Here is a 26,392-nt window from a genome sequence, read left to right on the forward strand (position 1 = left end):
TTATTGTACCCTTCTGCATGTGGAATAATTTTCCAAACGGGAAATGGTACTTAACGTCAGCTTTTCAAGCCCTTCTTCAGAGAAGAAACCTCCAGGGATAAGGCATTGATCAATCAGTACACGACGAAAAGCCGCAAAGATGAGTGGGTCAGGTCGCTGGGGTGCCCGCCAGAAAGCTTTCAATGTCGATTGCGCAGTCAGTCCCGGCATGTCGTAAATGGCGTGACCCAAGGTAATGACAGGGACATTATGAGCCAGAGCTAGGGTACCAGTCGTGCTGTTAACGGTTACGACCCCACGGGCATGACGCACAAGCCTGGCTATATCTCCAAGCTCCATGTAATCCACACGATTGCTGACACCATGCGCAGCAGCAAGTCGCTGGACAAGTTTCTTCCAGTCCTGCACACCATTGTCGAGCGGATGTTCTTTGATGACAAGACGCATCTCCAGTGGGGCATTCTTGGCAAAGGATACAAGAACTTCGGTGATGACTTCCGCCATGCCTGAATAGGAAGAATGCAGGCGTAACTGGGCATCGGCATCCAGTTGCAGAGGGAACAGCATGTAAGGCTTGGGCCCTTCAACCAGCCATTCAGTCAGTTCGTGACTGCGTTTTTTAGCCTTTTTACGGCGACAGAGGCGTCGCAACCACCCAACGCCTTCCACCAGGGGCGGCCAGGGACGATAATCTGTCCAATGCGGGAAACGCCACTTCAGAAGAATGGTGGCCGCATTATAGGCCACGCCTTCCAGTGCACGACGTGGGAAGGAGGAGGGGACAGGCTCATGTGGGGCGGCAGGAGGCAGCTGGCTGGCACGCTGATAGTACCAGTCAGGGTCTTTGGGTAGCGTGGAATTACCGTTAACGCCACCAAGTTCCAGGGTGACCCAGTCTGGCCGGATATAGCCTTCCTCAAAAACATGGACGGCAATATTCATTTCACGGCAGATGAGGATGGCCTGCCGATGGAGTTCCCGGCAGTCACCAAACAGCAGCACGTCCGTGATGTGATGTTTTTGCAGGATATGCCCCAGAAAGGCGGGCCATGTCCCATAATTGCTGCGGAAGGCAATACCACCTCCCAGACGCCAGAAAAGCTCATCCCCTCCATTGAAGTTGATTTTCCACACATTATGCCCCCGTTTTTTCAGGGCACGGCCAACAGATTGGAAAAAAGGCCCCATGAGCCCCTGGAGCAGCAGGAAATTGCGTTTTGTTTTTGGGGGGATCTGGAGCGACATGGGCACAAGCGTGCTGGTTTCTGTCAGGCTCGGATCTTCAAAAAAATTGGATGGATATTCGGCGTGTTCCGTCTCTTCGGGAGGGTGGCCAGAATATGTTGTCTGGGTATTGTCAAGCATGAGGGGCCCGGCATGATGAAATGAAATGTGTGAAACAACGGCGTAGCTGGCCCTGCCTCTGCCGTAATTTCATGGCGTATGTTAGCTTCCAGAGCTCAGTCTTGCCAAAACAGTCAATCAGCTCCTCCACGTCACATCGCTGTTCTGTCTCTGGATTGATATAGAGCGGATACAGAATAAGGGCGATTGCAGCAAGGTCTGTTACATCCAGTTGACGCCCCCGGCGGGGAAGAGATGGTCCCAGATGTGTTGTCAGTCCCCAGCCAGCGTAAAAGGGGGCACCGTATGTTGTAACCTTTTTGCCACGTATCAGCGCCTCAAAACCTGTCAGGGATGTGAGGGTGTGTACCTCGTCAACATGTGTAAGGAGCTGGCTCATGCTGCCACTGCGGTCAATGCTGTTGGCGTAGGCAAGAATGGTTGCTTCGGAAAGATGACCGGAACGATGGCCGGCCTCCACATCAGGGTGGGGCCGATAGATGATCCATGCTCTAGGATTCCTGCGGCGAACCTCACGCAGTAGGGCGAGATTATCCGTAATCTTGCCTCCGCCTCTTACGACAGACAGATCTCCAGCAACCTGCCCCGGAACCAGAATGACCGGCACGCCCTCAGGATGCTCTATTTTGGCGGGAGATGAATCAGGCGTAGCGGCATATTTGGAAACATGAAGCGTTTTGAGGCGCTCCATGAGAGTATCGGCTCTTCTACGGAGGGCTGGTGCAACCTCGGTATCTCTCAGCATGTCCTCCAGATCACTGGGATGGGAGGGATCAACATAAGCGCCCTGGCTGTCCAGGATAATGGAGCATGGAGGCAGAAACCCGCTTCCCAGTCCCATGGACCGGATGAAGCCATCTTCCACGAAGAAGAGGGGCACCCGCATGGCATAAGCCTGTGCCTGCAGGGCTGGTGTGATGCGGTTTGCCCAAATAGCCAGTCCAGCATTCTTTTTCCGGGCATAGGCCAGAGCCCGACGGGACGACCAGAAAAACCGGATGGGGTCTCTTCCTTCAAGAAAAGAACGAATGCGGCGCTGTTTCCACCATGCTATTCCATGGCAGGCTACGACAGGCCTGATGGCTCTGGCTCCAGACGCAGGGACATGGCATGACATGGTGAAATGGGGCCTTTTCCATACCGGACAGGTGGTAGAAACACTAGCTTGTTATCAGGAAGTCTTTTTTTTGGGAAGAGAGGGGTGGTGAATATAATTTAATTTCCACGATTGAATAATAATTCGACCGATAAGTGGAGTTTATTGGCAAAATTTCCATTTCATTGATCAATCCATCCCTGAAATGTCCAGGGGAAAACTTCATGAATCCGTTTATTCTGTCATTTCTTTCGGAGTTCCAGTATCTTCAATGTCATATTACATTATAGAATTATGTTTGATGATTGTAGGGAGCCTTGTCATTGGAGAAGGTATCGACCTTTTTGTTCACCCTGTCCGTATTGTAAGAAAGCCCTCCCTGGTCCTTTTACGCTGTTTTCCAGTCATGATGGCAACCGGTATTTTTCTTTGCCTGACAGGTGTCATCTGGCTTTCCCTGCTGCTGAGTGCCATCCTGATGGGGCTTCTGGTAACGGCATCCAACCTGAAGCTGCGCCTGTTGAATGAACCTTTGGTTTTCACGGACTTTGCCCTGATCGATGCGTTCATGAAGCATCCACGTTTTTATCTTCAGGGCATTCCGCCTGCTGTGCGGTGTGTTGTCGTAGCTGGTGGTGCAGGGGTGCTCTACCTGCTTGCATGGGCTTCATCACTGTCTGTCGGGTTACGGCTGATGGGCTGTATCGAGGCAGTCGCCGTGGGACTATGCCTCTGGTGGCTCTTGGCACGGGGAAGTCGTTCCGATGAAACAGGGCCGGACGTGTGGCGGGATGTGCGTGAGGGAGGGCTGCTGCCAACACTGCTGCTTTATGCCTGGCGCTGCCATGAGCTGGCACCGCTACCCGTCAGGCCTGCCTTGTTGCGGACGGCTGCCGCACCAGAGTCTGTCATCGTCATCCAGTGTGAATCATTTGCCGATCCTGCGGAGCTGAAGAATGAGTGGTCGCCTCTGCCAGAGCTCGTCCGATGTCGGCAGGAAGCGGTACAATGGGGAAGGCTCCTGCCTAGCGGATTAGGTGCCTATACGATGCGTAGTGAATATGGGGTTCTGTGTGGCGATGATGAGGAGATGCTCTCATATCGCCGGTTTGATCCATTCCTGACAGCGGATCAGTCTCCGTCCCATGCCCTGCCGAATCGTCTGAAACATTTTTATGAAACGGCTCTTTTCCTGCATCCCTATGATCTGCGTTTTTATGGTCGGAATCGTCTGCTGCCCTTATGGGGGTTCAATGACGTCATCGGGCGGGAATGTTTTTCCGAGCAGGACAGGGTTGGCCCGTATGTAGGTGATGCTGCGCTAACAGCACGGCTGCTGACATATCTCCAGAAAAACGATCATTTTCTGGCCTACTGTGTGACAATCGAAAATCATGGTCCCTGGAAGAAAGGGCGGTTGGAGCAATCGAGTGGTGCAGAAGCGTGGCATCAGCACGTGCAGAATGGTGATGCCATGTTGCGGGAACTGCTTGCAGAGATCAAAGGGAGCGGGCGGGACATCATGCTGGTATTCTTTGGGGACCATCGTCCGGCGCTGGAAGCATTGCCCGCTGTTGAAGGACTGGAGAGGGGGACACCCTATGTCATACTGCGGCCCAATGGGCCAGAGGGAAGTCGCGTATCATCTGAGCCTGTAGATGTAACACCTGCCGAGCTCCATCGGAGCATTCTTCATCACGTCAGCTCCTGAAAAGATACGCTATAAAAAAAGGGCGCCTGATGAAGAGGCGCCCTTCTTCTTTTCATACGCCAGAGAGGATTACTTGGCTTTCCCCTGGTTGGCGACAGCTGCTGCCTTGGCAGCAATTTCCTCGGCATCACCCAGATAGTAGTGCTTGACCGGCTTGAAGTTCTCATCGAACTCATAAACCAGCGGCACACCTGTAGGAATGTTCAGGTTCAGGATTTCATCTTCCGTCATGTTGTCCAGATATTTCACCAGAGCACGAAGGGAATTGCCGTGAGCAGCGATGATGACCTTCTCGCCCTTCTTGATGCGCGGCAGGATGGTCTTCTCCCAGTAGGGAATCACACGCTCAATGGTCAGGGCCAGACTTTCCGTGACGGGCAGCTCATCAGCACTCAGATGGGCATAACGCGGATCATGACCGGGGAAACGCTCATCGGAACGCTCCAGAGCAGGCGGCGTGACAGCAAAACCACGGCGCCACTGCTTGACCTGCTCATCGCCATATTTCTTGGCTGTTTCAGCCTTGTTGAGGCCCTGGAGAGCACCATAATGACGTTCATTCAGACGCCAGTTCTTCTCAACGGGCAGCCATGCCTGATCCACACCGTCCAGAATGTTCCAGAGTGTATGGATGGCACGCTTCAACACGGAGGTATAAGCGTAATCGAAGGAATAGCCTTCCTTGTGCAGCAACTGGCCGGCAGCTTTGGCTTCGCTGCGCCCTTTCTCTGACAGGTCGACGTCATACCAGCCAGTGAAGCGGTTTTCCTGGTTCCACTGGCTTTCCCCATGACGAACCAGAACAAGCTTTGTTACGGCCATGATGATCTCCTTAATGTATAAGGTTTTAGCAACACTGGGAGATTGCGCCACTACAGCCTGAACTGCAAGGGCTCAGCCTCACTTCATGCCGTCTGTCAGAGCATAGCCGTTATGAGGCATGACAGGGACGGAGAGAAAAAGGCCACCCGCAGGGGATGGCCTTTGTTCTGATCGGGCATGGAAGGGATGATCAGGGGGTTCCCTGCTTCTTTTCCTGCTCTTCGGTAAAACGGCGAGCCTCTGATGAAACGGTCAGTGTCATGGTCAGACCGGCGGTCAGCAGATAGATGATGGCAAATGTCCAGATGACGTAGGCCATGCCGACGCCGAAAATCATTTCGCAGAGGGAAACAATGGCAGGCCCTACCCATGTCGACGCTCCAGCGCCCAGCCCGAGTATGGACAGCGCAGCGGCTTTCTCCCGTGGGCAGATCTGGGGCATAAGACCGGAGAGAGGAACGAAGGCAGCGATGGAGGCTCCATAAAGTATGCCCACAACCGCAGCCGCTGCGAAATTGCCCGGATACCAGAGGGGAACATAATAGAAGAGGGGAATGGTGATGAAGCCACCGATACCTCCAAAAACAGCCACGACGAAGCGGTAGCCCATTTTGTCCGCCACCATGCCTGAAATCAGATTGACGATGATGTTGCTCAAAAAGATGAGTGACAGCAGGTTGAGCCACTGCCCGAGCGTGAACCCCAGATGATCGACAAAAAAGCCGGGCATGATGGCCAGAAAGGCATATTCCGATGATGTATCAACCGTGCGGACAATACCGGCAATGAGAGTTTTGGGCTCACGCCAGATGATGCTGATGGAGCCCAGAAAGATCTGTCGGGCAGGAACATCGGCAGGTAGAAGACGGCGATTGCCGGTTGGCTCCCTTGTGAAAAGCAGGGCGATCAGTCCGCCGAGAACAACCAGCCCCAGAGAGCACCAGAAGGTGTTGATTTCACCGATGGCAGGAATCGCAAAACGGGCAAACTGGGAGCCGAGAGTAGGCAGGCCGGCAGAGAAAGAGAACCAGAACCAGCCGGCTGCCGCTCCAAGCATGGATGTTGGTGTCGCTGCAGCAATCCAGACCAAGAAACCATAGGCGAACAGCGGGTAGGCAAACCCGCGGAGAGCATAGAACGTCAATATCCATGTACTGTTGTTGGGGGTAAGCCCAAAAACAAGGAAGCAGACCTCCAGGACAGCCCATAGGACCAGACCGCTCCACATGACCTTTTTAGGTCCCATGAGATCGGATAGTGGCCCGGCAAACCAGGCGGCAATCATCACGGTGATGCCGTAAAAAGTGAAAAGCTCGTTGACGAAACTCTGGGGGTGGCCGGTGTGCAGCATGAACGTATCCAGGTATCCCGCCTCGACACCATCGCCGACCATGAAGAGAAGCTGTCCGACAAAGGCCCAGAACAGGGCGGCCGGTATGCCTATTTTTTCAACAAAGTGTGGTTTCTTGTCTGGCGTGCCTGCCATGAAATCTCTCCATTGGTTGGGGAGGGATGAAAAAAGCCAGTCCGTGGCGCTTCATTCCTCAATAGATGATTGACTGGCCTTACGAGAGTGCTCAGGCCCTTGAATTAGCGTCCGTACAGGAAGCGTTTTATTGGAGCCCTGAAATAGGAATTCAGTATGCCTGTCCAGACGCAGAAGTACGCTTCTGATATCATAAAGATGATTTTTTTTCAATTTTGTATATTCAGCGACCAGTTCTCCCTTATCGCCCGGGATATCTGGCGAATGGTAGAGATATTCCATGGTCGTGTCATGAATCACTTTCTGTTTTCGGTGAAACCTGAATTTTTTCATACCCATTTCGTTATCATTCTGAAAATCCTTCGAAAAAGAAAGGAGAGAATTAAGTTGCGAAAGAATGTCATTATCATTAGCGTCACAGGAGTGCAGCAGAATGGAAGGCGGGCTCCAGATGATTATATGCTCATGCAACGGATTGTCTGACAGGGACGTGCAGGCGGCCATTCAGGCCGGAGTTGTGAAAGTCTCCGAGGTTTACTCTGCCCGTAAGTGTCAGGTGAAATGCGGCAACTGTGTAAAGGGAGTCGCCTGCCTTCTGAAAGAAGCAAAGCGGAAAACCTGTCCCTGCCCGACAACTATGGCAATAGAGCAGGGGATGGCTGCACAGATAGCCAATGGTGATGACCCGATACAAAAAAAAGAAGCCTCCCTTTAAGAGAGGCTTCTTTCATCAGTCTGGCTTCTGACAGTGATCAGTGGCCGCTATTCTGGTCGGCGCTTTCAGAGTTCAGCGTAATGTAGCGTTCCAGGCCGATCTGCTTGATGAGGTCCAGCTGGGTGTCGATGAAGTCTTCATGGGCTTCTTCGTCAGCGAGGATGCGGAAGAGCAGGTCGCGGGACACGAAGTCACGGACGCTTTCGCAATAGGCGATGCCCTCGCGGATTTTCTCCAGAGCCAGAGCCTCGACCTTCAGATCACATTCCAGGATCTCTTTGACATTCTCGCCAATGTGCAGCGGGTTCAGATGCTGCAGGTTCGGCAGTCCACCCAGGAAGAGGATGCGCTCGATCAGCCAGTCGGCATGACGCATTTCTTCAATGGACTCTTCATATTCCTTCTTGCCCAGCTTGGTGACGCCCCAATGGTTCAGGGTGCGGGAATGAAGGAAGTACTGGTTGATGGCTGTCAGCTCATTGGCAAGCTGAGCATTGAGATATTCAATTACTTTCGGGTCTTTTGCGGCCATTTTTCTCTCCATCGCATGAAGTATGAACTGTAGGATTATCTCCAACGAAGGTCGGTATAGTCTTCAACTTTACGGATTGCAATATAAAAATTAAATTACGGTGTATTCGTACTTGATAATCATTATCAAAGAGACTTTATAAGAAAGATTATCAAAATCGCACGGTGAGTATTTCATGGTTTTTCTTGTCATTTCGATATATATTTAAAAATCCTGTTTATCCCATAAGTTTTTCTTTTCATTGCTCCTGATGCCCACACCCCCCATCTTGATACTGGGAACAGGATGGAATCGTTTGCTAAATCCTTATTGTTTGATATAAATAGAACATATTCCCACATAACTGAAGGATGGATGTCATGGATCTTCTCCACGTTCTGAAAACACGGTACACGACCAAGGCCTACGATGCGGCTCGCCGTATCCCGGAGGAGACAGTGCAGCAGCTGCTGGCAGCCCTGCGGTACAGCCCGTCTTCGGTCAATGCCCAGCCTTGGCATTTCATCATTGCCGATGATGATGCAGGCAAGCAGCGTCTGGCCAAGGCAACACCAGCTTCCGGGTCCCTGTTTTATAATCGGCCCAAGATCACGCAGGCCTCTCATGTAGTGGTTCTCTGCGCCCGCAATGAGCTGCCGGAATCTTATCTTGAGACAGTGCTCGACAAAGAAGAGCAGGACGGACGCTACGCTGATGCTGCGGCCCGTGAGCGTTTGGATACAGCCCGTGCCGGGTATGTCCAGCAGCATCTGGATGCTGGCGATGTCGCCCACTGGAACCAGAAACAGGTTTATCTGGCACAGGGCTTTCTGCTGCTTTCCGCGGGGCTGTTGGGTGTTGATGCAACACCAATTGAGGGCTTCCTGCCGGATGTCATTTCAGAAGAATTCGGCCTGAAAGAAAAAGGGCTGACACCTCTGGTCATTGTTGCGCTTGGCTATCATTCTGACAAAGATGCCAATGCGACATGCCCGAAATCCCGCCTGGCACCTGAGAGCATCTTTTCGAAGGCCTGAGCAACACAAGGCTTCACCGGGGGATTACGATCTTCCGGTGGGGTCTACAGGCATGCACTCGGAGCGCTGAACGGAAAGCAGATTTTCAAGGGGAAGTGGCGGAGAGAGAGGGATTCGAACCCTCGGTACGCTATTAACGTACACACGCTTTCCAAGCGTGCGCCTTAAGCCGCTCGGCCATCTCTCCGCGAGCGATGGGGGGACAATACCATTATTCTTTGCGAGTGCAAGCCTTTTTCTGAGAATTTTTCACAAATTTTTCAATAAGAAGCGCAGACTTGATTCCAGGAGCTTCTTCCACTCCGGATGAGACATCAACGGCTTGGGCGCGGCTGACCCGTACAGCCTCGCTCACATTGTCAGGGGTCAGTCCACCGGCAAGAAGCCACGGAGCAGGAGCCTGCCACTGGCGTGTCAGCGTCCAGTCAAACACACGCCCCAGCCCACCGGGGCGGGTATCTCCTTTCTGGGCAGGTGCTTCGATGACATACCCATCCATGGCTTTCGAGACAGGCAGATCGTGCTGCTGGGCGACGCCACGGGCCAACCAGACGGGCCGACCTGTCTGCTCTTTCAGGGTGAAAGCAGTGGCTTCATCTGTATAGAGTTGCAGAATATCCAGAGGGATACGCTCCAGAACGGCAGCAATCTGCTCATGGGTTGGCCGCACAAAAAGCCCGACACGAAGAGGCCCCCCCGCAGAGGGAGACGCTATGGCCTCATGCAGCCGGGCTGCCTGTTCTGGTCGGACAAAACGGGGGGAGGTGGAATGGAACACAAGACCAACCCAGCGCACACCCGATACGGCACAGGCTTCCATATCTTCTGCCCGTGTCAGACCACAGATTTTGACGTCAACCTTCACAAGGTCGCAGCCTGCAATTCATCCTGAATGGCCTGTGCGGCGGCGGCGGGATCATTCGCCCGGGTGATGGGACGGCCAACCACGATCCAGTCGGCACCAGCCCGTGCTGCCTGTGCTGGTGTCATGATGCGCTTCTGGTCATCCGTGCTGCTGCCTGCGGGACGAATGCCCGGAACGACAAGTGCTGGTCCGTCACCCAGAGCATCACGCAGCGCCGTAATTTCATGAGCTGAACAGACCAGACCATCAGCTCCGGCCCGGACAGCCATCCGGCCCAGCCGTACCACTTCCTTTAGCGGTGTGGTGTTGATGCCTATCTCCGCAAGGCTTTCCTCATTCATGCTGGTCAGTACAGTCACAGCAAGGAGCTTGGGGCGCTTCCGCCCGTCATCGAAAGCCTCTTCCAGAACTGCACGGGAGCGGCTGATCATCTCGGCACCACCAAGTGCGTGAATGGTCATCAGGCTCGGCTGGATGGGAGCCAGAGCCCGGAGGCCAGAGGCAACCGTGTTGGGAATGTCATGCAGCTTCAGATCCAGAAAAAGCTCTTGCCGGGCGGCCAGACTTTTTACGGCATCCAGCCCGCAGGCATAGGTGAATTCCAGACCAAGCTTGATGGCATCAACCTTGCCTTCCAGCGCTGCTGCCCAGTGCTGGGCCTGGTCGTGGGAGGCGGTATCCAATGCGGCAATGAGGCGGGTACGACGAATAGACATGAGGAAATGGTCTTATTTCTGTGAAGAAGGCTGGATCGCATCAGAAGTGGGAGCAACACTGCCCGCCTTGAGCTGGTCGAGCCGCTGATGCAGCTCGATCAGCTGTTTCTGGGATGTACGCAGCTGTGATTCGGCCTTGCGGGCGCGGCGACGCTGGCGCAGTTCGCCTGTCAGGCCAAGCAGCAGCCCCAGCACGAGGGACGGCACGGCAAGCAGGGTGATGAGTTTTCCCATTTTGATGGAGAAGCCGAATGAGGCCAGCCAGACGGTGGCATCATCAAGATTGCTCATGGCGAAAATGGCCGTAAAGGCCAGAAAAAGAACGATGATCAGAAGGCGAATCATGCGGATTGCTCCTACCCTGCCTTGTGGCAGTAAACAAGATGGACCAAGAGGGTCATGAAGAATGCTGGTGAATGTTGTTGGCGGACTCTAGAAGAACTCGCCCATTCTGTCATCCATCTGTTTTGCCTTTACATGATCTTGATGAAAGGAGGTGTAGTTATCCTCCCTAAAAAGGGGAAACTCTGGTATTAGGCGCTCAGGCGTCGTCTCAATGCTGGAAAGGCTGGTAGAAGCAAGATGGACACGGATGGGACCTTTTTCGAGGCGGTAGCGAATGATCGGGCAAGGGCTCCTGTCTGGAGTGAATTTGATGCCGCCTGGTACCGTCGCCGTTATGCCCGGCAGCTGGCAGAGGCGGGGACGGTCTGGACGGACGGACAGCTTGCCGAGCGATGGCAGAGCGGTGAGGGACAGGAAGGAACTTCACCCAACAGGTATTTTGATGAAGAATGGTACCTGAATGCCTATCCTGATGTCCGGCGTGGCGTGCAGGAGAAAGGTATCTTTCAGAGCGGGTTCCAGCATTATGTGGATGTAGGCTGCCAGAGCTGCTCTGGACACTGGCTTTTCTCGGCAGAATACTACTTCAAGGTGAATTCGGACTACAGTCTCCGGGCCATGCGTGAGGCAGGGCATGTCAATGCCTATGACCATTTTCTCCGTGTCGGGGATTATGGTTTCCGGTCGCCTCATTTCCTTTTCGATGCCGAACTCTTCATTCGTGAATGTCTGGGGAAAAACATTCCGTTTGATCCCTCCCAGGGGGCCTTCAGCCAATATCTGGCCCTCGAATATCCTGACATGAAAACAGTCAGGACGTCCTGGTACTTCGATCCTGTCTGGTATCTTGAAAAATATCCCGATGTTCTCAAGCTGATAGAGGATGGCGTATTTACAGGGCCACTTCACCATTACATGGGATGTGACAATCCCAGCGCTTATGATCCGAACCCTTATTTTGATGAATCCTATTATCTGGCTCAGAACCCTGACGTAGCTGATGCCGTGAAAAGCGGAATGTTCCGCAATGGTTATGCCCATTTCATCCGGGCAGGGATCAGTGAGCTGCGCAATCCATCGGCTGATCTGGATTTCAGGGCGTTTGTGGCCACGCTGGATATGCCCCAGTCACTCAACAAGGCACACGTGGACAATCCCTTTCTGCTCTGGATTTTACAGCAGGAAGGGCGGACAGGTGCCGAAATTCCCGGGATTTCCATTACTGCCGCCAACAGGCTGGCGTTATGCAAGGTCGAAGCCAGTCTGCCCTCCCTGTTCAGGAAGCCTTTGAGATTCGTGAATCAGGCGTCTCCCCAGCTGAGTGTCGTTCTGTTTTCACAGGGCAATTATCTGCTCGATATTGCAACGCTTGCTTCCCTGCATGCGCAGGGTATTCCCGACATGCAGGTCGTCGTGGCCAGTACGGGCAACACCCTTTCCCGGCAACGGCTGGATCAGGCAGTAGAGGGGTTGCGGCACGTTGTCAGCGACAAGCTCCAGCCCCTGGCGCAGCAGTTGCGGGAGAGTCTGCCTTTCCTTGCCGGTGAGCGCATCCTGCTTCTGGAATCCGGCGTGCAGCTGTTGCCCATGGCCCTGTCCTTTGCCATGGCTTCCATGATGGCTGAAGAAAGTGAGGGGGGCGGCAAACTTCTTACAAGCATCAATACCGTACTGGAAGCAGGTAGCGCTGTATGGCGTGATGGCAGCATCACGTGCCATGGTCAGGGAGAAAAAGGACAGGCCCAGTCTGTCAGTTTCCAGAAGATGGTGGAAGCCATTCAGGGGGGGCTGCTGTTCTGCCATCGCACAGCGATGGAACAGGCACTACACTACCTGGAAGGGCACAGGGTGGAGCCTTTCTTTACCTGTTTTTCCATGGCGTTGCGGGCCACGGGGCGGACCCTGTCTTATTGGCCAACCGTACAGGCCAGACTGCTGAATGCCACGCCGGAAAGTTATGCGAGGCGAACCATGGGAAAGGATGCCTTGCGGCGTCTATTCCCCGTTTTTCTGCCCAGACATGCCGTGGCACGAGGGGACGCCCGCATGGGCAAGAGCTATCGCCCTCTTGTCATGATGGTTTTCCCCCATCTTCCACGCCTGATTGAAGGTGGTGCAGCACGGCGGGTCATGCAGCAGATTGATGCTTTCCGTTGGCTGGGCTGGCAGGTGCTGGTTGTCGGTCTGGACCGGAAAGAAGAAGACAGGCTCGTCATTCCTCATGATTATCCAGCTGATGTGGAATGCTGGCGGGGTGTGGATGATTTTTCATCCTTCCTGCGGGACCGCTTGACCGACATGAAACTGCTCTGGATTGGTGGAACGCATGTTCTGTCCCGTCTGGGGCCGGTTCTTGCCACAGGGGACATTTCCCTTCAGGACAAGCTGATCGTTCTTGATACTGTCAATCAGGACGGCACGGCCCTCAGAGCTGTGGAAGAGCATCTGCGACGTCTCGTTGGCATTGTGGATGAGCCGGCACGTCTCATGAGAGAAGCCAGAAAAGAACTGGATTATGCATGGCTCTGCCAAGGCATCGTGACGGGTGATGAGCAGACAACCGCACTGCTGCACAGGCTGGGCTACGGCAATGTCACAGCTCTGCCTTATGCTGTTTCGTGCCGGCAGCTGGGCAAACAGGACGAATTTGAACGGCGGCAGGGTATTTTGTTCCCTCTTTCCATCTACCGGGCAGGGGATTCCGGACATGACGGATTTGACTGGTTCTGCCTTGCCGTGATGCCCCACTTGCAACGTCATTTCAGTCTGCCACCTTCCATCGGGATCGGAGGGTATCATCATCCTTTGGTCGATCTGGGATTTTATGAGCGCCTGGCACCACTGGATGGCTTGGCCCAAATGGATACGCTGCCCAGGATGATGCAGCGATGCCGTATTCTCATGGACCCTTCGCGGGTCCCGGCCACACAGGCTACCGAGATACTGGAAGCCGCCGGTCAGGGTATCCCGGCCGTGCTGAACAAGGTTCAGATGGAACGTCTGGGCTGGAAGGATGAAGAAGAAGCTCTGGATGGTGGTTTCAACGATCCGCAGCATTTCGCCCAGCAGATCATCCGTCTGTATGAAGATCCGGCTCTCTGGGACCGGATACGGCGCAAAGCGCATGAAACGGTCAGGGAGAGGCACGGCCATGGTCGCCTGCATGAAGCTTTTGGGCGGTTCATCGAGGCATTACTGAATGGGCCCGCTACGGTAGCCCCCCCTGCCGGGAAGGAAAGGGTGTCGCTACATCGCTCCTTTGCGCCAGCCCCTCTGCGCATCGTGTTGAAACCGGCTGGAGACCCCCCTGCCGCCGAAGATAAAGATGAAGAGTCGGAAGACGGGCTGGAGGATGAATTCATGCCGCTTCCCACTCATCTGGGTGTGACATTGCCTGAAGAAGACCAGAATCAGAAGGAACAGGCTGACAATGACTGAACGTATGGCCGCAGTCCTCCAGCATGTGGAGACCACCAAGGAGACGGCACTGGAGCGGCTTTGTGAACTGTTGCGGATTCCCAGCATTTCCACACAGAAGCAGCACAGGGATGATTGCCGGAAAGCCGCACGCTGGTTGGCGGAAGAATTGCAGGGGCTTGGCTTTACGACGTCTTTGCGGAATGTTTCATGGGCAGAACCGGGGCATCCAATGGTTGTCGGGCATGATGATGCCAATGCAGAGAAGGTACGGAACGGGCAGACCCACGTTCTCTTCTATGGTCATTACGATGTTCAGCCGACAGACCCCGAAGCCCTCTGGTTAACGGATCCGTTCGAACCCTGCCTGAAGAAAACCGGCGATGGCCGGAAGGTCCTCGTGGCCCGGGGAGCGAGTGATGACAAAGGGCAGGTGATGACCTTCATCGAGGCCTGTCGGGCATGGAAAGCTGTTCATGGGGATCTCCCCGTGGCTGTCAGTTTTCTTCTGGAAGGTGAAGAAGAATCCGGTGGTGAGAATCTGCTTCCCTTTCTCAGGGAGAATCAGGAAGAGCTGAAAGCTGATATTGCCCTGATCTGTGATACCGCCATGCCGGACAGGGAGACCCCGGCCATCACGACCTCTCTGCGTGGCACGGTTGCCGAGGAAATCGAGCTCGTCGCTGCCAGCCAGGACCTTCATTCCGGCATGTATGGCAATGCTGCGGCCAATCCGGCTTTTCTGCTCTGCCAGATCATCAGTGGCCTGCGTGATGAGCAGGGGCGGGTCACACTGCCCGGTTTTTATGACGGTGTGACCGTGCCTGATGAGCATACCCGCCAGCAGTGGCAGACACTCTATCCTGATGATGCAGCCCTGCTGGAAGATGTCGGCCTGTCCCATGCTGCTGGTGAGCGGGGCTTCAGTGCCATTGAGCAGACATGGTGCCGTCCGAGTTTTGAGGTCAATGGCCTTGCTGGCGGGTATCAGGCGGATGGCTTCAAGACGGTCATTCCGGCCCGGGCTTCGGCGAAGGTATCATTCCGTCTGGTACCGGGGCAGGACCCACTCAGGATTCGGGACTCCTTCCGGGCTTATGTCCGTGCAGCCCTGCCGGAAGATGTCGAGGTTGTCTTTACGGGGCATGGAGCTTCATCCGGTTTTGCCGTGAATCAGGACAGTCCCTTTCTTCTGGCAACATTGGACGCTCTGGGTAAGGAATGGGGCAAACCGGCCGTCATGACTGGTTGTGGAGGCTCGATCCCGGTAGCAGAGGAAATCCGTGAAGCCTTGGGCATGGATGCACTCATGGTGGGATTTGCTCAGGCTGATGATCGGATACACTCTCCCAACGAGCAGTATGGTCTTGATTCATTCTTCCACGGGATACGCTCATGGGTCCGCATCCTGGCTGCCCTGGCCCGATGAATCGTATAAGACCAGGCATGGCGCAACCTGTTGCCCTGACCATGGGAGACCCGGCTGGCGTGGGGCCGGAGCTGACACGCCGTGTCTGGGAGTGTCTCAGAACGGCTGGGCGACCTTTTTTCTGGATAGGGGACCCGGTGCTGCTGGGAGGCAACACACCCTACCGGGAGATATGCCATCCGTCCGAGGCAGCCGCCTGTTTTGCAGAAGCCCTGCCCGTACTGGCGCTTTCCTGCCCGGAACCAGTCAAACCCGGGCATCCCTCAACAGGCAATGCCGTAGCGGTGATCGAGAGCATCAGAAAAGCTGTTCATTACGCTCTGTCAGGGGCAGCCGGAGCTGTCGTGACCAACCCTATTGCCAAGCATGTGCTTGCAGCTTCCGGTTTTCCCCATCCGGGGCATACAGAGTTTCTGGCAGCTCTGTGTGGTGCCAGTGGCAGGGAAGTCATGATGCTGGCCTGCCCGCAGCTCAAGGTTGCTTTGACAAGCATTCATGTATCGTTGAGACAGGCCATCGAGACGCTTTCGGCAGACCGCATCATGGCTGTGAGCCGGGTAACGGCATCTGCCCTGCAACGTGATTTCGGTCTGGTCCAGCCTCGGCTTGCCATTGCAGGGCTGAACCCTCACGCAGGTGAAAATGGCATGATGGGGGATGAGGAAAGCCGCATCATCAAACCCGCTATAGAGGCCTTGCAGCGGGAAGGGCTGGAGGTAAGTGGCCCCATGCCACCAGATACCATGTTCAGTGCCGCTGTCCGTCCCCGGTACGATGCGGCAATCTGCCTGTATCACGATCAAGGCCTCATCCCGGTCAAGGCGTTGGACATGGCTGGAGGTGTCAACGTCACACTGGGTCTGCCCATCATCCGCACATCGCCAGATCATGGAACAGCCTTTGATATTGCCGTCGGTCCGGGTGAGACAGGAAAGGCAAGCATTTCAAGCCTTTCATCAGCGCTTGCCATGGCCCATGATATGGCAAGCCAGCGTGTCATGAGTGATGCGCAGACTCCATGAAGAGGGAAAGGAACAGCCCATGATCCGTCTTGGTATCAATGTTGATCATGTTGCAACATTGCGGAACGCACGGGGTGAGCGCTACCCCGACCCTGTCCGTGCTGCTGAGCTGGCTCTGGAGAATGGGGCTGATGGTATTACGGCCCATCTGCGTGAGGACCGCCGCCACATTCGGGATGAGGATATCCGTCGCCTCCGGGCGCTTTCGGCTCCACTCAATTTTGAAATGGCTGTCACGGACGAAATGGTGACCATGGCCTGCGCACTGAAGCCCCACGCCTGCTGCCTTGTGCCCGAAAGACGGGAGGAATTGACAACAGAAGGTGGGCTTGATGTCGTAGGATTACGAGAAAGTCTGGCCCCGCATGTCAGCCGCCTTCTGGAAGCTGGCATCCGTGTTTCGCTGTTCATCGATCCAGAGCCGGAAGCCATTCGCACGGCGGCTGCTCTGGGAGCTCCAGTAGTTGAACTGCATACGGGAGCCTACGCTCTGGGGAAAGAAGGCGAGCTGGAACGTCTCCACAGGGCTGCCCATATGACAGCTGAATGCGGGATTGAACTTCATGCCGGTCATGGTCTGACCTATGAGAATGTCTCTCCCATCACGGAACTGCCTGGGCTGAAAGAACTCAATATCGGCCATTTCCTGATCAGCGAAGCCGTCTTTGTCGGGCTGGGAGCTTCCGTGCGGCGGATGAAAGATCTGCTTTCCTGAAGACTTCATCAACCGTCATGGAGAGGTCCCGTCACTGGGACCTCTCTCAGGATTCAGTTGGGCTGTGTGTTGAAGATGGGCAATCCATTATTGCCCTGCTGGATACTGAATAGCCCATTGTTACGACGGACCTTAGGGATGCTCCCGTCTTTAGGAGCTGGCTGGATAAGAGGTTCGTTCGGCTTATGATCGTAATTCGGAACAAATTTACTTGATTTGTCGGAATAGGTGGCCTCTGGCCGCTGCTCTTCCGTGGGCATGGAATGAAATGCCGAAATCGGCCCCATGGGCCAGACGCCCGGAGCATCACGCATTGTTCCTTCAGGCTGTCGTGCACAGCCGCGTGTCAGCATGGAGCAGATACCATCTTCGCCAATATATTCGTCATCGTCGCCCGCATAATGGATCTCGGCAACCCGATCATGATCCATACGGACAAGCATCCGGCAGCTTGAGCCAGCTCCACCAAAAATAGACTGATAGGCGCTGATAGCTGAACTTACTGGAAGAAGGCCAGAGCTGGGGAGAGGGGCGATCGAACGGGAAATGTCGTATTCCCAGATCGCCGTACTGTCATTCAGTGATTTGGTCGAATTGGGAGCTCCCGCACAAGCCTGCAGATCATAGCTTGTCATGCCGATCATTTCATATTGAGCTTTGTGAGCCTCATGGGCATCCCAATAACCGCAGGCAGAGAGGCCGAGCGGCAGCATACAGGTAAGCCGGAACAGGATTTTCTGAAATGTCATTCTCTCTCCATCAGAGTAGAAAGGCAGGCAATGGGGGGACTGCTTTATCATGTTTTTCTTTCTGTCTGAAAGATGGGTTTTAGTCTCCAGTGCAATCGGTTAGAGAAGGAGGAGCCGTTTCCCTTTTTGGAGTTTGCTTTATGGCCGATATTTCCGCTGCTGAGGTTCCCCGCCTGCAAAAGGCACTGCGCCGTCTGCTGGGCTCTCCAGAGCTGACAGTTCAGGTCCCGCCACGCAAGGGCATGAGTGTGGAAATCGCAGTGGCTGGTGCAGTCGTGGGGACTGTGTATCGCGATGAGGATGAGGGCGAGGTCTCCTATGCCGTCAACATGACAGTGCTGGAAGAAGACCTCCCTCCTGCCTGACCTGTAGCGGTCTTACCGGTACAGCAGGAAACCTCTCATCCTTGATGGTGAGAGGTTTTTTCATATGCAGGTACTGCTTTCAAAGCAGAGGTGCACAGCTCTGACGGAGCCACGGGTGCAGCTCATCTTCCAGCAGTGGCAGGAGCTTTTCCAGAACCGTGGCATGGTACTGGTCCAGCCAGTGCCGTTCTTCTGCTGTCAGAAGTCCCATGGCGATGAGACGGCGATCTATGGGGGTGTGGGTCAACACCTCGAACTCCAGGGAGGGCCGTACGGTTCCGGGCAGGGAACTTTCCCGAACGAGCAGCAGGTTCTCGATACGGATGCCGTAAGCGCCAACCTCGTAATAGCCCGGTTCGTTGGAAAGGATCATCCCTGGTACAAGGCCGGTCGGCCGTGGCGCTACGGAGATGGATTGAGGCCCCTCATGGACGGAAAGATAACTGCCAATGCCATGGCCGGTACCATGATCAAAATCCAGTCCCTGATTCCAGAGAGCCGCCCGGGCAAGAGTATCCAGCCTGTAACCTGGCAGTCCCATGGGGAAACGCTGGCGGCTCAGGGCAATATGCCCCTTCAGAACTGCCGTGAAAGCTTTCTGGATGGCGGCAGGTGCTTCATCCGGGCCAGTCCAGATAGTCCGTGTGATGTCCGTGGTGCCGAAAGGATATTGCGCCCCACTATCAACCAGATAGACGCTGTTTTTCTGAAGGATGCTGTCATGCCCGGCTTCGGCCCGGTAATGAGGGTAAGCGCCGTTGGGACCAGCCGCAGAAATTGTCTCAAAACTGGGGCCCCGATAATCAGGGGACATGGCCCGGAACGCCTCAAGGCGATCGGCCAATTCTGTTTCACGATGGCCGGGGCCATGTTCTTCCAGCCAGTGCAGGAACCGGGCCAGAGCAATGCTGTCCAGTTCATGCGCCCGACGGTTGCCATCCTGTTCCACGGTTGTTTTGATGGCTTTGGGAAGAGTGCACAGGTCCGGCCCATCAGCGATGTGAGCTCCGGCGTCCTTCAGGACCATGCTGAACCAGACTGGCGTCGTGGCAGGGTCCAGCCGTACGGTTTTTCCGGCCAGGGCCTGCAAGGCCTTCGACAGTTCGGAAGGAGGGAATGGACGTATGCCTGAATCTTCCGGGGCATCATGGAAACGGGTCACATCAGCAAAAATGTCGGCCGAACCATCAGCATAAAGCAGACCGTACGCATGGGCGACAGGGGTCATGGCAATGTCACTTCCCCTGATGTTCAACAGCCAGGCGAGGGACGGGCAGTCCGCAAGGATCATGGCATCCTGCCCCGCTTCATGCAGCTGCCGGGCCAGACGATCCCGCTTGCTCCGGCTTGTTTCCCCTGTAAATTCGAATGGTTGGTGATGGATCAGATTGGCTGGTGAGGGAGGCTGATCATGCCATGACATATCTATTGGATTGTCAGACAGGGGTACGAGCTGAATACCATCCGTCTCCCATGATGAGAGGTCTCTCTGGCTGGTCAGCCGGGGGTCATACCCGATGCGCAGCCCTTGCGCTTTCTCAGCCAGCCACTGCCGGGGAGGATGCTGGCCGCCATGACGGGTTTCCCACAATGCCGCCGGAGCCTGCTCGGCCATCTGTACGGTGTAGCGGCCATCGGAAAAAACACAGCCGGTTTCTGCCAGCAGGATGGCAAGGCCAGCACTGCCCGTAAAACCGGTCAGCCAGGCCAGTCTTTCAGAATGGGGCGCAACATATTCCCCCAGATATTCATCACCCCGGGTGACGATGACACCGGAAATGCCAAGTCTGTCGAATTGCTGGCGGACGAGAGCAGGACGGTCCTGCAAAGGAATGGATGAAAGAGACACAGACGCCACCATGGAAAAACGGGAGAGAACAGTCAGATTGGTTTCCGAAGGATCAAGGTACTCCAGGGACCTTCCCTGAGCTGCTTTTCAAGGATCAGGCCCTGCCTCTGGTGGGCAACCAGCACCATGCGGGCCTGGGTATTGAGCAGTCCGGCCAGGATGGCTGTTCCCCCTGCCTGAAGGTTGCGGGCAAGATCCTTGGCCATGCGGCAGAGAGGACGAGCCAGAATATTGGCAAAAACAAGATCATAGGGAGCATTGCGGCGAACAGCTTCCGTATGCCAGCCATTGCCGAAGCGGCAGTCCAGCAGGGGGCCGAGCCTGTTCAGCCGGGCATTGGAAGCTGCAACACGGACAGACCATGGCTCGATATCCACGGCCAGAACAGGGCGATGCAGCAGGCGAGCCGCTGCCATGGCCAGAATACCGGACCCACATCCCATGTCCAGAATATGACGGGGGCGCCGATGGGCAATCTGTTCCAAGGCACGCAGGCACCCGCGGGTGGAACCATGTTCACCGGACCCGAAAGCGATCCCGGCATCCAGTATGATGTCCAGCCGATTGGAAGGTGACGTCTCCTTCAGATGTGTCCCCCGGATACAGAACCGCCGTCCGACATATTGGGGAGGGAAGGCTTCCTGCGTACGGGCCAGCCAGCCCTCGGCCTCGGTGTTCTGCCGGTACAGGGGTGCGTCCACGCCTGTCATGGCACGGACAAGCGCCAGGGCGTTATCCAGCTCCTCCTCATTCCGCCCTTTTTCCTTGACGGCTTCCAGCCGCCAGTAACGCTGCTCATCATCCTCTTCGAACATGCCGACCGTGTCACAGACCCCAAGCAGGGCCTGCTCGAAAAGTGGAACGTGTATTTCCTCCACCACAATGGAAAGCGTCTCCAGCGCCCGGGCATGGCGGGAACCAACATGGGTGGGGGCAATAGGGCTCTGTTTTGTCTTCACGATACGACCTCTATAAAACCGGCCATGATCCGCTTCAGACCGATATTTTCAAAATTGATGGACAGACGATCCCCTTCAACCCCGATGACCACACCTTCACCGTAACGGTTGTGGCGCACCGTCGCTCCGATGGGGACGGCAGGCTGCATAGCGGACGGTCTGGCCCGCTGCTGTCCTGACAGAACCTGAGCCCTGTGCCTGAAAAATGACCTTGAGGGCAGGGCGTGACCGGCCTCTGCAACATTCCGTAAAACCTGTTCTTCAGGCAGTTCATCCAGAAAGCGGCTTGGTATGGAATCCTGCCAGTTTGCATAAAGCCGACGACTGTTTGCATGGGATATGATTACCCGCTCACGGGCACGGGTAAGGCCGACATAAGCGAGGCGCCGTTCTTCCTCCAGAGCCTGGTTTCCACCTTCATCCAGAGAACGCTGGGACGGGAAAAGGCCTTCCTCCCATCCGGGCAGGAAAACCGTTGGGAACTCAAGCCCTTTGGCGGCGTGGAGCGTCATCAGGCTGACCTTGTCCGGGTCGTCCTCGGCATTGTCGCTGTCCATCACAAGGGCGATGTGTTCCAGAAACGCATCCATTGTTGGAAACTCACCAATCGCCCGGATCAGCTCCCGGATGTTGTCCAGCCTGCCGGCGGCTTCTATGGTCTTCGGGTCATCCCGCCACATGGCGAGATACCCACTTTCTTCCAGCACCATGTCAGTGGCGACAACATGGCCTTCCTTGCCGACAGTGTCTCTGGCCCTGGAGAGGCTGTCCATCAGGTCCGACAGCGTGGCGGCCGCCTTGCCCTTCAGCTGCCCCTGTTCCAGCTGATGCTGAAGCGTCTGTTGAAGGGACAGCCCCCTCTCTCTGGCAGCATTCCGCAGACGGGTCAGGGCAACACTGCCAAATCCCCGTTTGGGCAGATTGACGATGCGCTCAAAAGCCAGATCGTCAACGGGATACAGCACTGCCCGCATATAGGCGATGGCATCCCGTATCTCGGCCCGTTCATAAAAACGCAAACCGCCAATAATCTGATAGGGGATGCCCATTTTCATCAGGGCATCTTCAAAGGGACGTGTCTGGAAACCAGCCCGCATCAGGATGGCGATGGAACCGTAAGGATGACCTTTTGTGTGAAACTCCTGTATCCGGCGGCCAATGACACGGGCCTCGTCATCCGAGTCCGGCATGTTGATGACCTCGACAGGATCACCCTCCATGATGTCGAGCCCAGGCCGCAGAACCTTGCCCAACCGTCCCTCATTATGGGCAATGACCTGCGAAGCCACGGTCAGGATGCGGGGGGTGGAACGATAATTCTGCTCCAGCCGGATGATCCGTGCACCGGGAAAATCTTTCTCGAAACGGAGGATATTGGCGATGTCGGCACCACGCCATGAATAGATGGATTGATCGTCATCCCCGACGCAGGCAATGTTAGAGGGTTGTCCATCCTGCCTTCTGGCCAGAAGACGCAACCACAGATACTGGATGGTATTCGTATCCTGATATTCGTCAACCAGAATATAGCGGAAGCGTTTCTGATACTGCTCCAGTACATCGGGATGCTGACGGAGGATGGTCACCACATGCAGCATGAGATCCCCGAAATCACAGGCATTCATTTCCTTCAGACGTATCTGATAGGCAGCGTAGATGGCCGGGAGCTGGCCATTGGCCAGTTCAGGTGTCTGCGCAGCAGTGATGCCATCGGGCAGCAGGGCCTGATCTTTCCATAACTGGATCTGATGCATGATCTGTGCCGGAGGAGAGCGCTTGAGGTCCAGTTTCCAGGGCTCGATGACCTGCTTGAGAAGACGGAGCTGGTCGTCCGTATCGAGAATGGTGAAGTTGCGCTCCAGCCCGACATGTGGCGCATGCTGCCGAAGCATGCGGGCACAGAGAGAGTGGAAGGTTCCCAACCAGAGGCCTTCCACTGGTCGGCCGAGGATGGCGCTGATGCGCTCCCTCATTTCCCGGGCAGCCTTGTTGGTAAAGGTCACGGCCAGTATCTGCTCGGGCCATGCCAGCTTTTCCAGCAGGATATGAGCGAACCGTGTTGTCAGAACCCGGGTCTTCCCGGTACCGGCACCAGCCAGAATCAGCAGGGGGCCTTGCGTCGTTTCCACGGCAAGACGCTGCTCTTCATTCAGCCCGTGCAGATAATCAGGACCGGAAGACGGAAAACGGGGGGAAAAAAGATCATCCATCACAATTATCTGGTATAATGCGGCTCATACCCGCTGGCTAGGACATAACCATAGATTGTGAAAAAAGCAGTTTCATCCAAACAGGGGCACAGGGCACGGATGAGAGAGCGCATCCTCACCCATGGAGCCGAGAGCTTGGCCGACTATGAGCTCCTGGAGGTTCTGCTTTTCTACGCCATTCCTCGTAGGGACACCAACCCGCAGGCCAAAGCGCTGCTTTCCGCTTTCGGGTCGATAGGGAAGCTGTTGCAGGCATCTTCTGCCAGACTGGAGCAGCATGGTCTGAGCGAGCGCATCATGAGCCTTCTGGAACTGCCCGTATTGGCAGCACGCTCCCTCATGGAGAGTGATGAAGACATGCCGCTTCAGCTGGGCAATGCCAAGGCTCTGATGAATTATCTGAAAGGCACATTGCAAAGGACAGATGAGCCAGCCATCGGTCTGATCTGCCTGGACAGCAACAACGGCCTGATCATGGAAAAGCTGCTGCCAGCAGCCAGTAACCTTCATGCCCTCCACCGATCAATTGCACAGACACTTCTCAACTGCCACGCCACTGCGGCCATCGTCGTCTATTACCGTCCACGCAGTCCAGCCACGGCACTGGCTCCAGAGGTACGGGGGCTGAGACAGGCCTTGCGGTCTCTGGATGTCATCGTCCATGAAGGCATCCTGATTGGTGAGGGATGGTATGTCAGCATGAGTGAATCCGGGCTTCTATGAGGAGGATGACCATTACGGACCGTCTGCCCTCCGTCAGGGAGAGCTTTCACAAAATCGCATCGTTTGTTGTTGCCGGGAAAGATGCCCGCAAGGAACTGGTTGAGCGCCTTCTGCGGCATCATTCTTCACTGGCTGAACTCATTTCATCTCAGCCAACGGACAGAAAGGCCATAAGCCGGGATGATGTGCCTCTGACCGTATTCTGTGCTGTGCTGAAAGAGCTGGCCCATCGGTATGGACGGTCCCTGCTGCCAGAGGGCAACCTGCTGGAGCAACCGGAATTGCTGAAGGACTATCTGATGGTCCAGATGGCCAGGGAAAGAGTGGAACAGTTCCGGCTGCTTTTTCTGGATGACAGGAAACACCTCATCCGCGATGAAGTGCAGAGCCACGGGACAATCAACCATGTTTCGGTCTATCCACGTGAGATAGCAAAACGCTGTCTGGCGTTGGGCGCAGCCGGAATCATCATGGTCCACAATCATCCGGGAGGGCAGGTAAACCCATCCCGGGGAGACATCACCATGACCCAGGCCATTCAGAAGGCATTGGCTGTCATTGATGTCTGTCTGATAGACCATGTCATCATAACAAGAAAAACCCAGACCAGCTTCCGCCAGCTTGGGCTTCTTGATGATGACTGATCAGTCCTCAAGCTGGGGCTGATAGCGGGAAAGAACCATGCTTCCGGGCAGTCCTCCACGAGGGAAGATGCGGTTTATATGGCCCATCTTGCGCCCCGGACGAGCTTCCTCTTTTCCATAGAGGTGGATGGAGGCATTTTCCTCCCCCACGATCTCTGGCAGGAGCGCCATGTCATCCGGGCCAATCAGATTATGCATGTAGGCATCAGAATGGCGTCGGGCAGGCGGCAGGGGCAGCCCGGTCACAGCCCGGACATGCATTTCGAACTGGTCTACCAGACAGGCACTCATGGTCCAGTGGCCGGAATTATGAGGGCGAGGCGCAATCTCATTGACAAGGAGCCTGCCATCCCGATCCTCAAACAGTTCCACCCCCATGATACCGATAAGCCCGAGTTTTTCAGCCAACGTTGCGGCCAGGGTCTGCGCTTTTTCAGCCAGATCGGGCATGATGGGGGCTGGTGTGATGGAGACACGGAGGATCCCCTGGCGATGATGATTTTCCGTAACATCAAAGCAGCGCACGGTGCCTGCTGCATTGCGGACAACCATCACGCTGACCTCACGGGCAAAATCAATTTTCCGCTCCGCAACCAGCGGATAGGGGAGGGTGTCTGCCTCTGCTGCCAGAGAGTTGAAAGCGGCTTCATTCTCCAGACGGAACTGCCCCTTCCCATCATAACCGAAACGGGTTGTTTTCAGGATGCAGGGAAAGCCGAATGATGGGAGAGCATGAAACTCCTCTGCCGAACCGATTTCCCTCCAGGGGGCAACCGGCAGGCCGAAGGATTCCAGAGTGGTCTTTTCGGTGATACGGTCCTGGCTGGTTTCCAGAATATGACCGGATGGATGGACCGGACAGAACCGTGCCAGATGGGCCAGACCCTCTGCGCTGATATTTTCAAATTCAAACGTAATGACGTCACAGGAACGGGCGAACTGCTCCAGACACACCGGATCATCGTAAGCACCAACCGTGAAACGGGCCGATGTTTCCGCTGCCGGGCTTGGCTCACTATTGGAGAGGATATGGACCCTATAGCCCAACCGGGCAGCGGCCACGGCAGACATGCGACCAAGCTGTCCCCCCCCAACAATGCCGATCCAGGCGCCAGGCTGTAATGCTTCCGTCTTCATCCTGCAGGAACCTCAGCCACGGAAGCCGTCTGCCGTACCCTGAAGGCTTCAAGCCTTTCGGCTATGCTGTCATCGGAGAGGGAAAGGACAGATGCAGCCAGCAGAGCTGCATTGATGGCTCCAGCCTTGCCGATGGCCAGTGTGCCGACAGGCACCCCGCCAGGCATCTGCACGATGGAGAGCAGACTGTCCTGCCCTTTGAGCGTGCGGCTTTCCACCGGCACTCCAAAAACAGGCAGGGTCGTCCATGCTGCACACATTCCTGGCAGATGGGCTGCGCCACCCGCTCCGGCAATGATGACCTTCAGGCCACGTTCACGAGCCGTTCTGGCATAATCAGCCAGCCGGTCCGGCGTCCGGTGGGCGGAAACGATCCGGGCCTCATAGGGGATGCCCAGAGCGTCCAGCTGCTCACAACCATGCTTCATGGTCTCCCAATCCGACTGGCTGCCCATGATCACACCGACTGACGGCGTTGGTGAGACACTCATCGTGTTCTGTCCC

At 55.4% G+C, this 26,392-nt stretch carries 25 protein-coding genes and 1 tRNA gene; 10 read left to right on the forward strand and 16 right to left on the reverse strand.

Translation table 11 applies throughout. The features are described 5' to 3' along the window. On the reverse strand, positions 1-1,365 hold the full coding sequence (locus J8Z04_RS01870) for a capsule biosynthesis protein (protein ID WP_408610205.1): 1,365 nt from the start codon (positions 1,363-1,365) through the stop codon (positions 1-3). Next, positions 1,358-2,482, reverse strand: a complete 1,125-nt coding sequence (locus tag J8Z04_RS01875) for a capsular polysaccharide export protein, LipB/KpsS family (RefSeq protein WP_192848181.1) — start codon at positions 2,480-2,482, stop codon at positions 1,358-1,360. The genes J8Z04_RS01870 and J8Z04_RS01875 overlap by 8 nt, the downstream gene beginning before the upstream one ends. Before the next feature lie 385 nt (positions 2,483-2,867). On the opposite strand from J8Z04_RS01875, the gene J8Z04_RS01880 reads away from it, so the two are divergent. Continuing rightward, positions 2,868-4,172, forward strand: a complete 1,305-nt coding sequence (locus J8Z04_RS01880) for an LTA synthase family protein (protein ID WP_192848182.1) — start codon at positions 2,868-2,870, stop codon at positions 4,170-4,172. A gap of 69 nt (positions 4,173-4,241) precedes the next feature. Here the strand turns inward: J8Z04_RS01880 and gpmA are convergent, their stop codons facing one another. The 3 genes from gpmA to J8Z04_RS01895 all read right to left on the reverse strand — a co-directional run bounded on the left by gpmA (position 4,242) and on the right by J8Z04_RS01895 (position 6,984). Continuing rightward, positions 4,242-4,994, reverse strand: coding sequence for a 2,3-diphosphoglycerate-dependent phosphoglycerate mutase (gene gpmA / locus J8Z04_RS01885; RefSeq protein ID WP_081563131.1), 753 nt, complete (start codon positions 4,992-4,994; stop codon positions 4,242-4,244). A 190-nt stretch (positions 4,995-5,184) separates the two neighbouring features. Continuing rightward, positions 5,185-6,480 (reverse strand): MFS transporter, encoded by a 1,296-nt coding sequence (locus J8Z04_RS01890; protein ID WP_081563132.1) that lies wholly within the window; start codon positions 6,478-6,480, stop codon positions 5,185-5,187. A gap of 51 nt (positions 6,481-6,531) precedes the next feature. Further along, positions 6,532-6,984, reverse strand: a complete 453-nt coding sequence (locus J8Z04_RS01895; protein WP_192848362.1) for a hypothetical protein — start codon at positions 6,982-6,984, stop codon at positions 6,532-6,534. Between J8Z04_RS01895 and J8Z04_RS09480 the strand changes: the two genes are divergently transcribed. After that, complete coding sequence (locus J8Z04_RS09480) at positions 6,932-7,195, forward strand: (2Fe-2S)-binding protein (RefSeq protein ID WP_227431460.1); 264 nt, start codon at positions 6,932-6,934, stop codon at positions 7,193-7,195. The genes J8Z04_RS01895 and J8Z04_RS09480 overlap by 53 nt on opposite strands. 37 nt (positions 7,196-7,232) lie before the next feature. On the opposite strand, the gene bfr is transcribed toward J8Z04_RS09480, so the two are convergent. Beyond that, a complete protein-coding gene (gene bfr / locus J8Z04_RS01905; RefSeq protein WP_081563135.1) occupies positions 7,233-7,727 on the reverse strand; it encodes a bacterioferritin in 495 nt (164 codons plus the stop codon). Between the two features lie 359 nt (positions 7,728-8,086). Here bfr and nfsB point away from each other — a divergent pair, with 359 nt between their 5' ends. Continuing rightward, positions 8,087-8,743, forward strand: coding sequence for an oxygen-insensitive NAD(P)H nitroreductase (nfsB, locus tag J8Z04_RS01910; protein WP_192848184.1), 657 nt, complete (start codon positions 8,087-8,089; stop codon positions 8,741-8,743). A 96-nt stretch (positions 8,744-8,839) separates the two neighbouring features. On the opposite strand, the gene J8Z04_RS01915 is transcribed toward nfsB, so the two are convergent. The 4 genes from J8Z04_RS01915 to J8Z04_RS01930 all read right to left on the reverse strand — a co-directional run bounded on the left by J8Z04_RS01915 (position 8,840) and on the right by J8Z04_RS01930 (position 10,669). After that, positions 8,840-8,930: transfer RNA gene (locus tag J8Z04_RS01915), tRNA-Ser, on the reverse strand. 24 nt (positions 8,931-8,954) lie between these two features. Next, positions 8,955-9,608: a phosphoribosylanthranilate isomerase gene (locus J8Z04_RS01920; protein ID WP_192848185.1), complete on the reverse strand. Its 654-nt coding sequence runs from the start codon at positions 9,606-9,608 to the stop codon at positions 8,955-8,957. Beyond that, positions 9,605-10,324 carry an orotidine-5'-phosphate decarboxylase gene (gene pyrF, locus J8Z04_RS01925; protein WP_086441613.1) on the reverse strand — a complete coding sequence of 240 codons (720 nt, stop codon included), beginning with the start codon at positions 10,322-10,324 and terminating at the stop codon, positions 9,605-9,607. Before pyrF ends, J8Z04_RS01920 begins: the two co-directional genes overlap by 4 nt. A 12-nt stretch (positions 10,325-10,336) precedes the next feature. Further along, positions 10,337-10,669 (reverse strand): hypothetical protein, encoded by a 333-nt coding sequence (locus J8Z04_RS01930; protein WP_043560207.1) that lies wholly within the window; start codon positions 10,667-10,669, stop codon positions 10,337-10,339. Between the two features lie 237 nt (positions 10,670-10,906). On the opposite strand from J8Z04_RS01930, the gene J8Z04_RS01935 reads away from it, so the two are divergent. Genes J8Z04_RS01935 through J8Z04_RS01950 form a run of 4 tightly spaced genes read left to right on the forward strand, consistent with a single transcriptional unit; the run spans position 10,907 to position 17,252 of the window. Then, the gene (locus J8Z04_RS01935; protein WP_192848186.1) at positions 10,907-14,107 is read left to right on the forward strand and encodes a glycosyltransferase; all 3,201 of its coding nucleotides are present in this window, start codon (positions 10,907-10,909) and stop codon (positions 14,105-14,107) included. Continuing rightward, on the forward strand, positions 14,100-15,515 hold the full coding sequence (locus J8Z04_RS01940; protein ID WP_192848187.1) for a M20/M25/M40 family metallo-hydrolase: 1,416 nt from the start codon (positions 14,100-14,102) through the stop codon (positions 15,513-15,515). Before J8Z04_RS01935 ends, J8Z04_RS01940 begins: the two co-directional genes overlap by 8 nt. A gap of 17 nt (positions 15,516-15,532) precedes the next feature. Next, a complete protein-coding gene (gene pdxA / locus J8Z04_RS01945; RefSeq protein WP_192848188.1) occupies positions 15,533-16,537 on the forward strand; it encodes a 4-hydroxythreonine-4-phosphate dehydrogenase PdxA in 1,005 nt (334 codons plus the stop codon). A gap of 19 nt (positions 16,538-16,556) precedes the next feature. Beyond that, positions 16,557-17,252: a pyridoxine 5'-phosphate synthase gene (locus tag J8Z04_RS01950; protein ID WP_043560193.1), complete on the forward strand. Its 696-nt coding sequence runs from the start codon at positions 16,557-16,559 to the stop codon at positions 17,250-17,252. Between the two features lie 53 nt (positions 17,253-17,305). Here J8Z04_RS01950 and J8Z04_RS01955 read toward each other — a convergent pair whose 3' ends face one another. Continuing rightward, positions 17,306-18,001 carry a hypothetical protein gene (locus J8Z04_RS01955; protein WP_227431435.1) on the reverse strand — a complete coding sequence of 232 codons (696 nt, stop codon included), beginning with the start codon at positions 17,999-18,001 and terminating at the stop codon, positions 17,306-17,308. A gap of 140 nt (positions 18,002-18,141) precedes the next feature. Between J8Z04_RS01955 and J8Z04_RS01960 the strand changes: the two genes are divergently transcribed. After that, positions 18,142-18,366 carry a DUF3126 family protein gene (locus tag J8Z04_RS01960; protein WP_192848189.1) on the forward strand — a complete coding sequence of 75 codons (225 nt, stop codon included), beginning with the start codon at positions 18,142-18,144 and terminating at the stop codon, positions 18,364-18,366. A gap of 79 nt (positions 18,367-18,445) precedes the next feature. Here J8Z04_RS01960 and J8Z04_RS01965 read toward each other — a convergent pair whose 3' ends face one another. From J8Z04_RS01965 to J8Z04_RS01975, 3 genes are read right to left on the reverse strand one after another with little or no spacing between them, the layout of a single operon-like run. Then, a complete protein-coding gene (locus tag J8Z04_RS01965; RefSeq protein ID WP_192848190.1) occupies positions 18,446-20,215 on the reverse strand; it encodes an aminopeptidase P family protein in 1,770 nt (589 codons plus the stop codon). 32 nt (positions 20,216-20,247) lie between these two features. Then, positions 20,248-21,153, reverse strand: a complete 906-nt coding sequence (locus tag J8Z04_RS01970; RefSeq protein WP_192848345.1) for a 50S ribosomal protein L11 methyltransferase — start codon at positions 21,151-21,153, stop codon at positions 20,248-20,250. A 17-nt stretch (positions 21,154-21,170) separates the two neighbouring features. After that, entirely contained in the window at positions 21,171-23,384 is a 2,214-nt protein-coding gene (locus J8Z04_RS01975; RefSeq protein ID WP_192848191.1) for an ATP-dependent helicase, read from the reverse strand. Positions 23,385-23,483: 99 nt separating this feature from the next. Between J8Z04_RS01975 and J8Z04_RS01980 the strand changes: the two genes are divergently transcribed. Both J8Z04_RS01980 and J8Z04_RS01985 read left to right on the forward strand, forming a co-directional pair. Further along, a complete protein-coding gene (locus tag J8Z04_RS01980; protein ID WP_192848192.1) occupies positions 23,484-24,107 on the forward strand; it encodes a RadC family protein in 624 nt (207 codons plus the stop codon). Positions 24,108-24,112: 5 nt separating this feature from the next. Next, on the forward strand, positions 24,113-24,751 hold the full coding sequence (locus J8Z04_RS01985; protein WP_192848193.1) for a JAB domain-containing protein: 639 nt from the start codon (positions 24,113-24,115) through the stop codon (positions 24,749-24,751). Here the strand turns inward: J8Z04_RS01985 and J8Z04_RS01990 are convergent, their stop codons facing one another. Continuing rightward, positions 24,752-25,888: a 5-(carboxyamino)imidazole ribonucleotide synthase gene (locus J8Z04_RS01990; RefSeq protein ID WP_192848194.1), complete on the reverse strand. Its 1,137-nt coding sequence runs from the start codon at positions 25,886-25,888 to the stop codon at positions 24,752-24,754. After that, complete coding sequence (gene purE, locus J8Z04_RS01995) at positions 25,885-26,379, reverse strand: 5-(carboxyamino)imidazole ribonucleotide mutase (protein WP_192848195.1); 495 nt, start codon at positions 26,377-26,379, stop codon at positions 25,885-25,887. The genes J8Z04_RS01990 and purE overlap by 4 nt, the downstream gene beginning before the upstream one ends. Positions 26,380-26,392 lie beyond the last annotated feature (13 nt).

The sequence above is a fragment of the Bombella apis genome (assembly GCF_018221685.1).
GTDB classification, from domain to species: domain Bacteria; phylum Pseudomonadota; class Alphaproteobacteria; order Acetobacterales; family Acetobacteraceae; genus Bombella; species Bombella apis.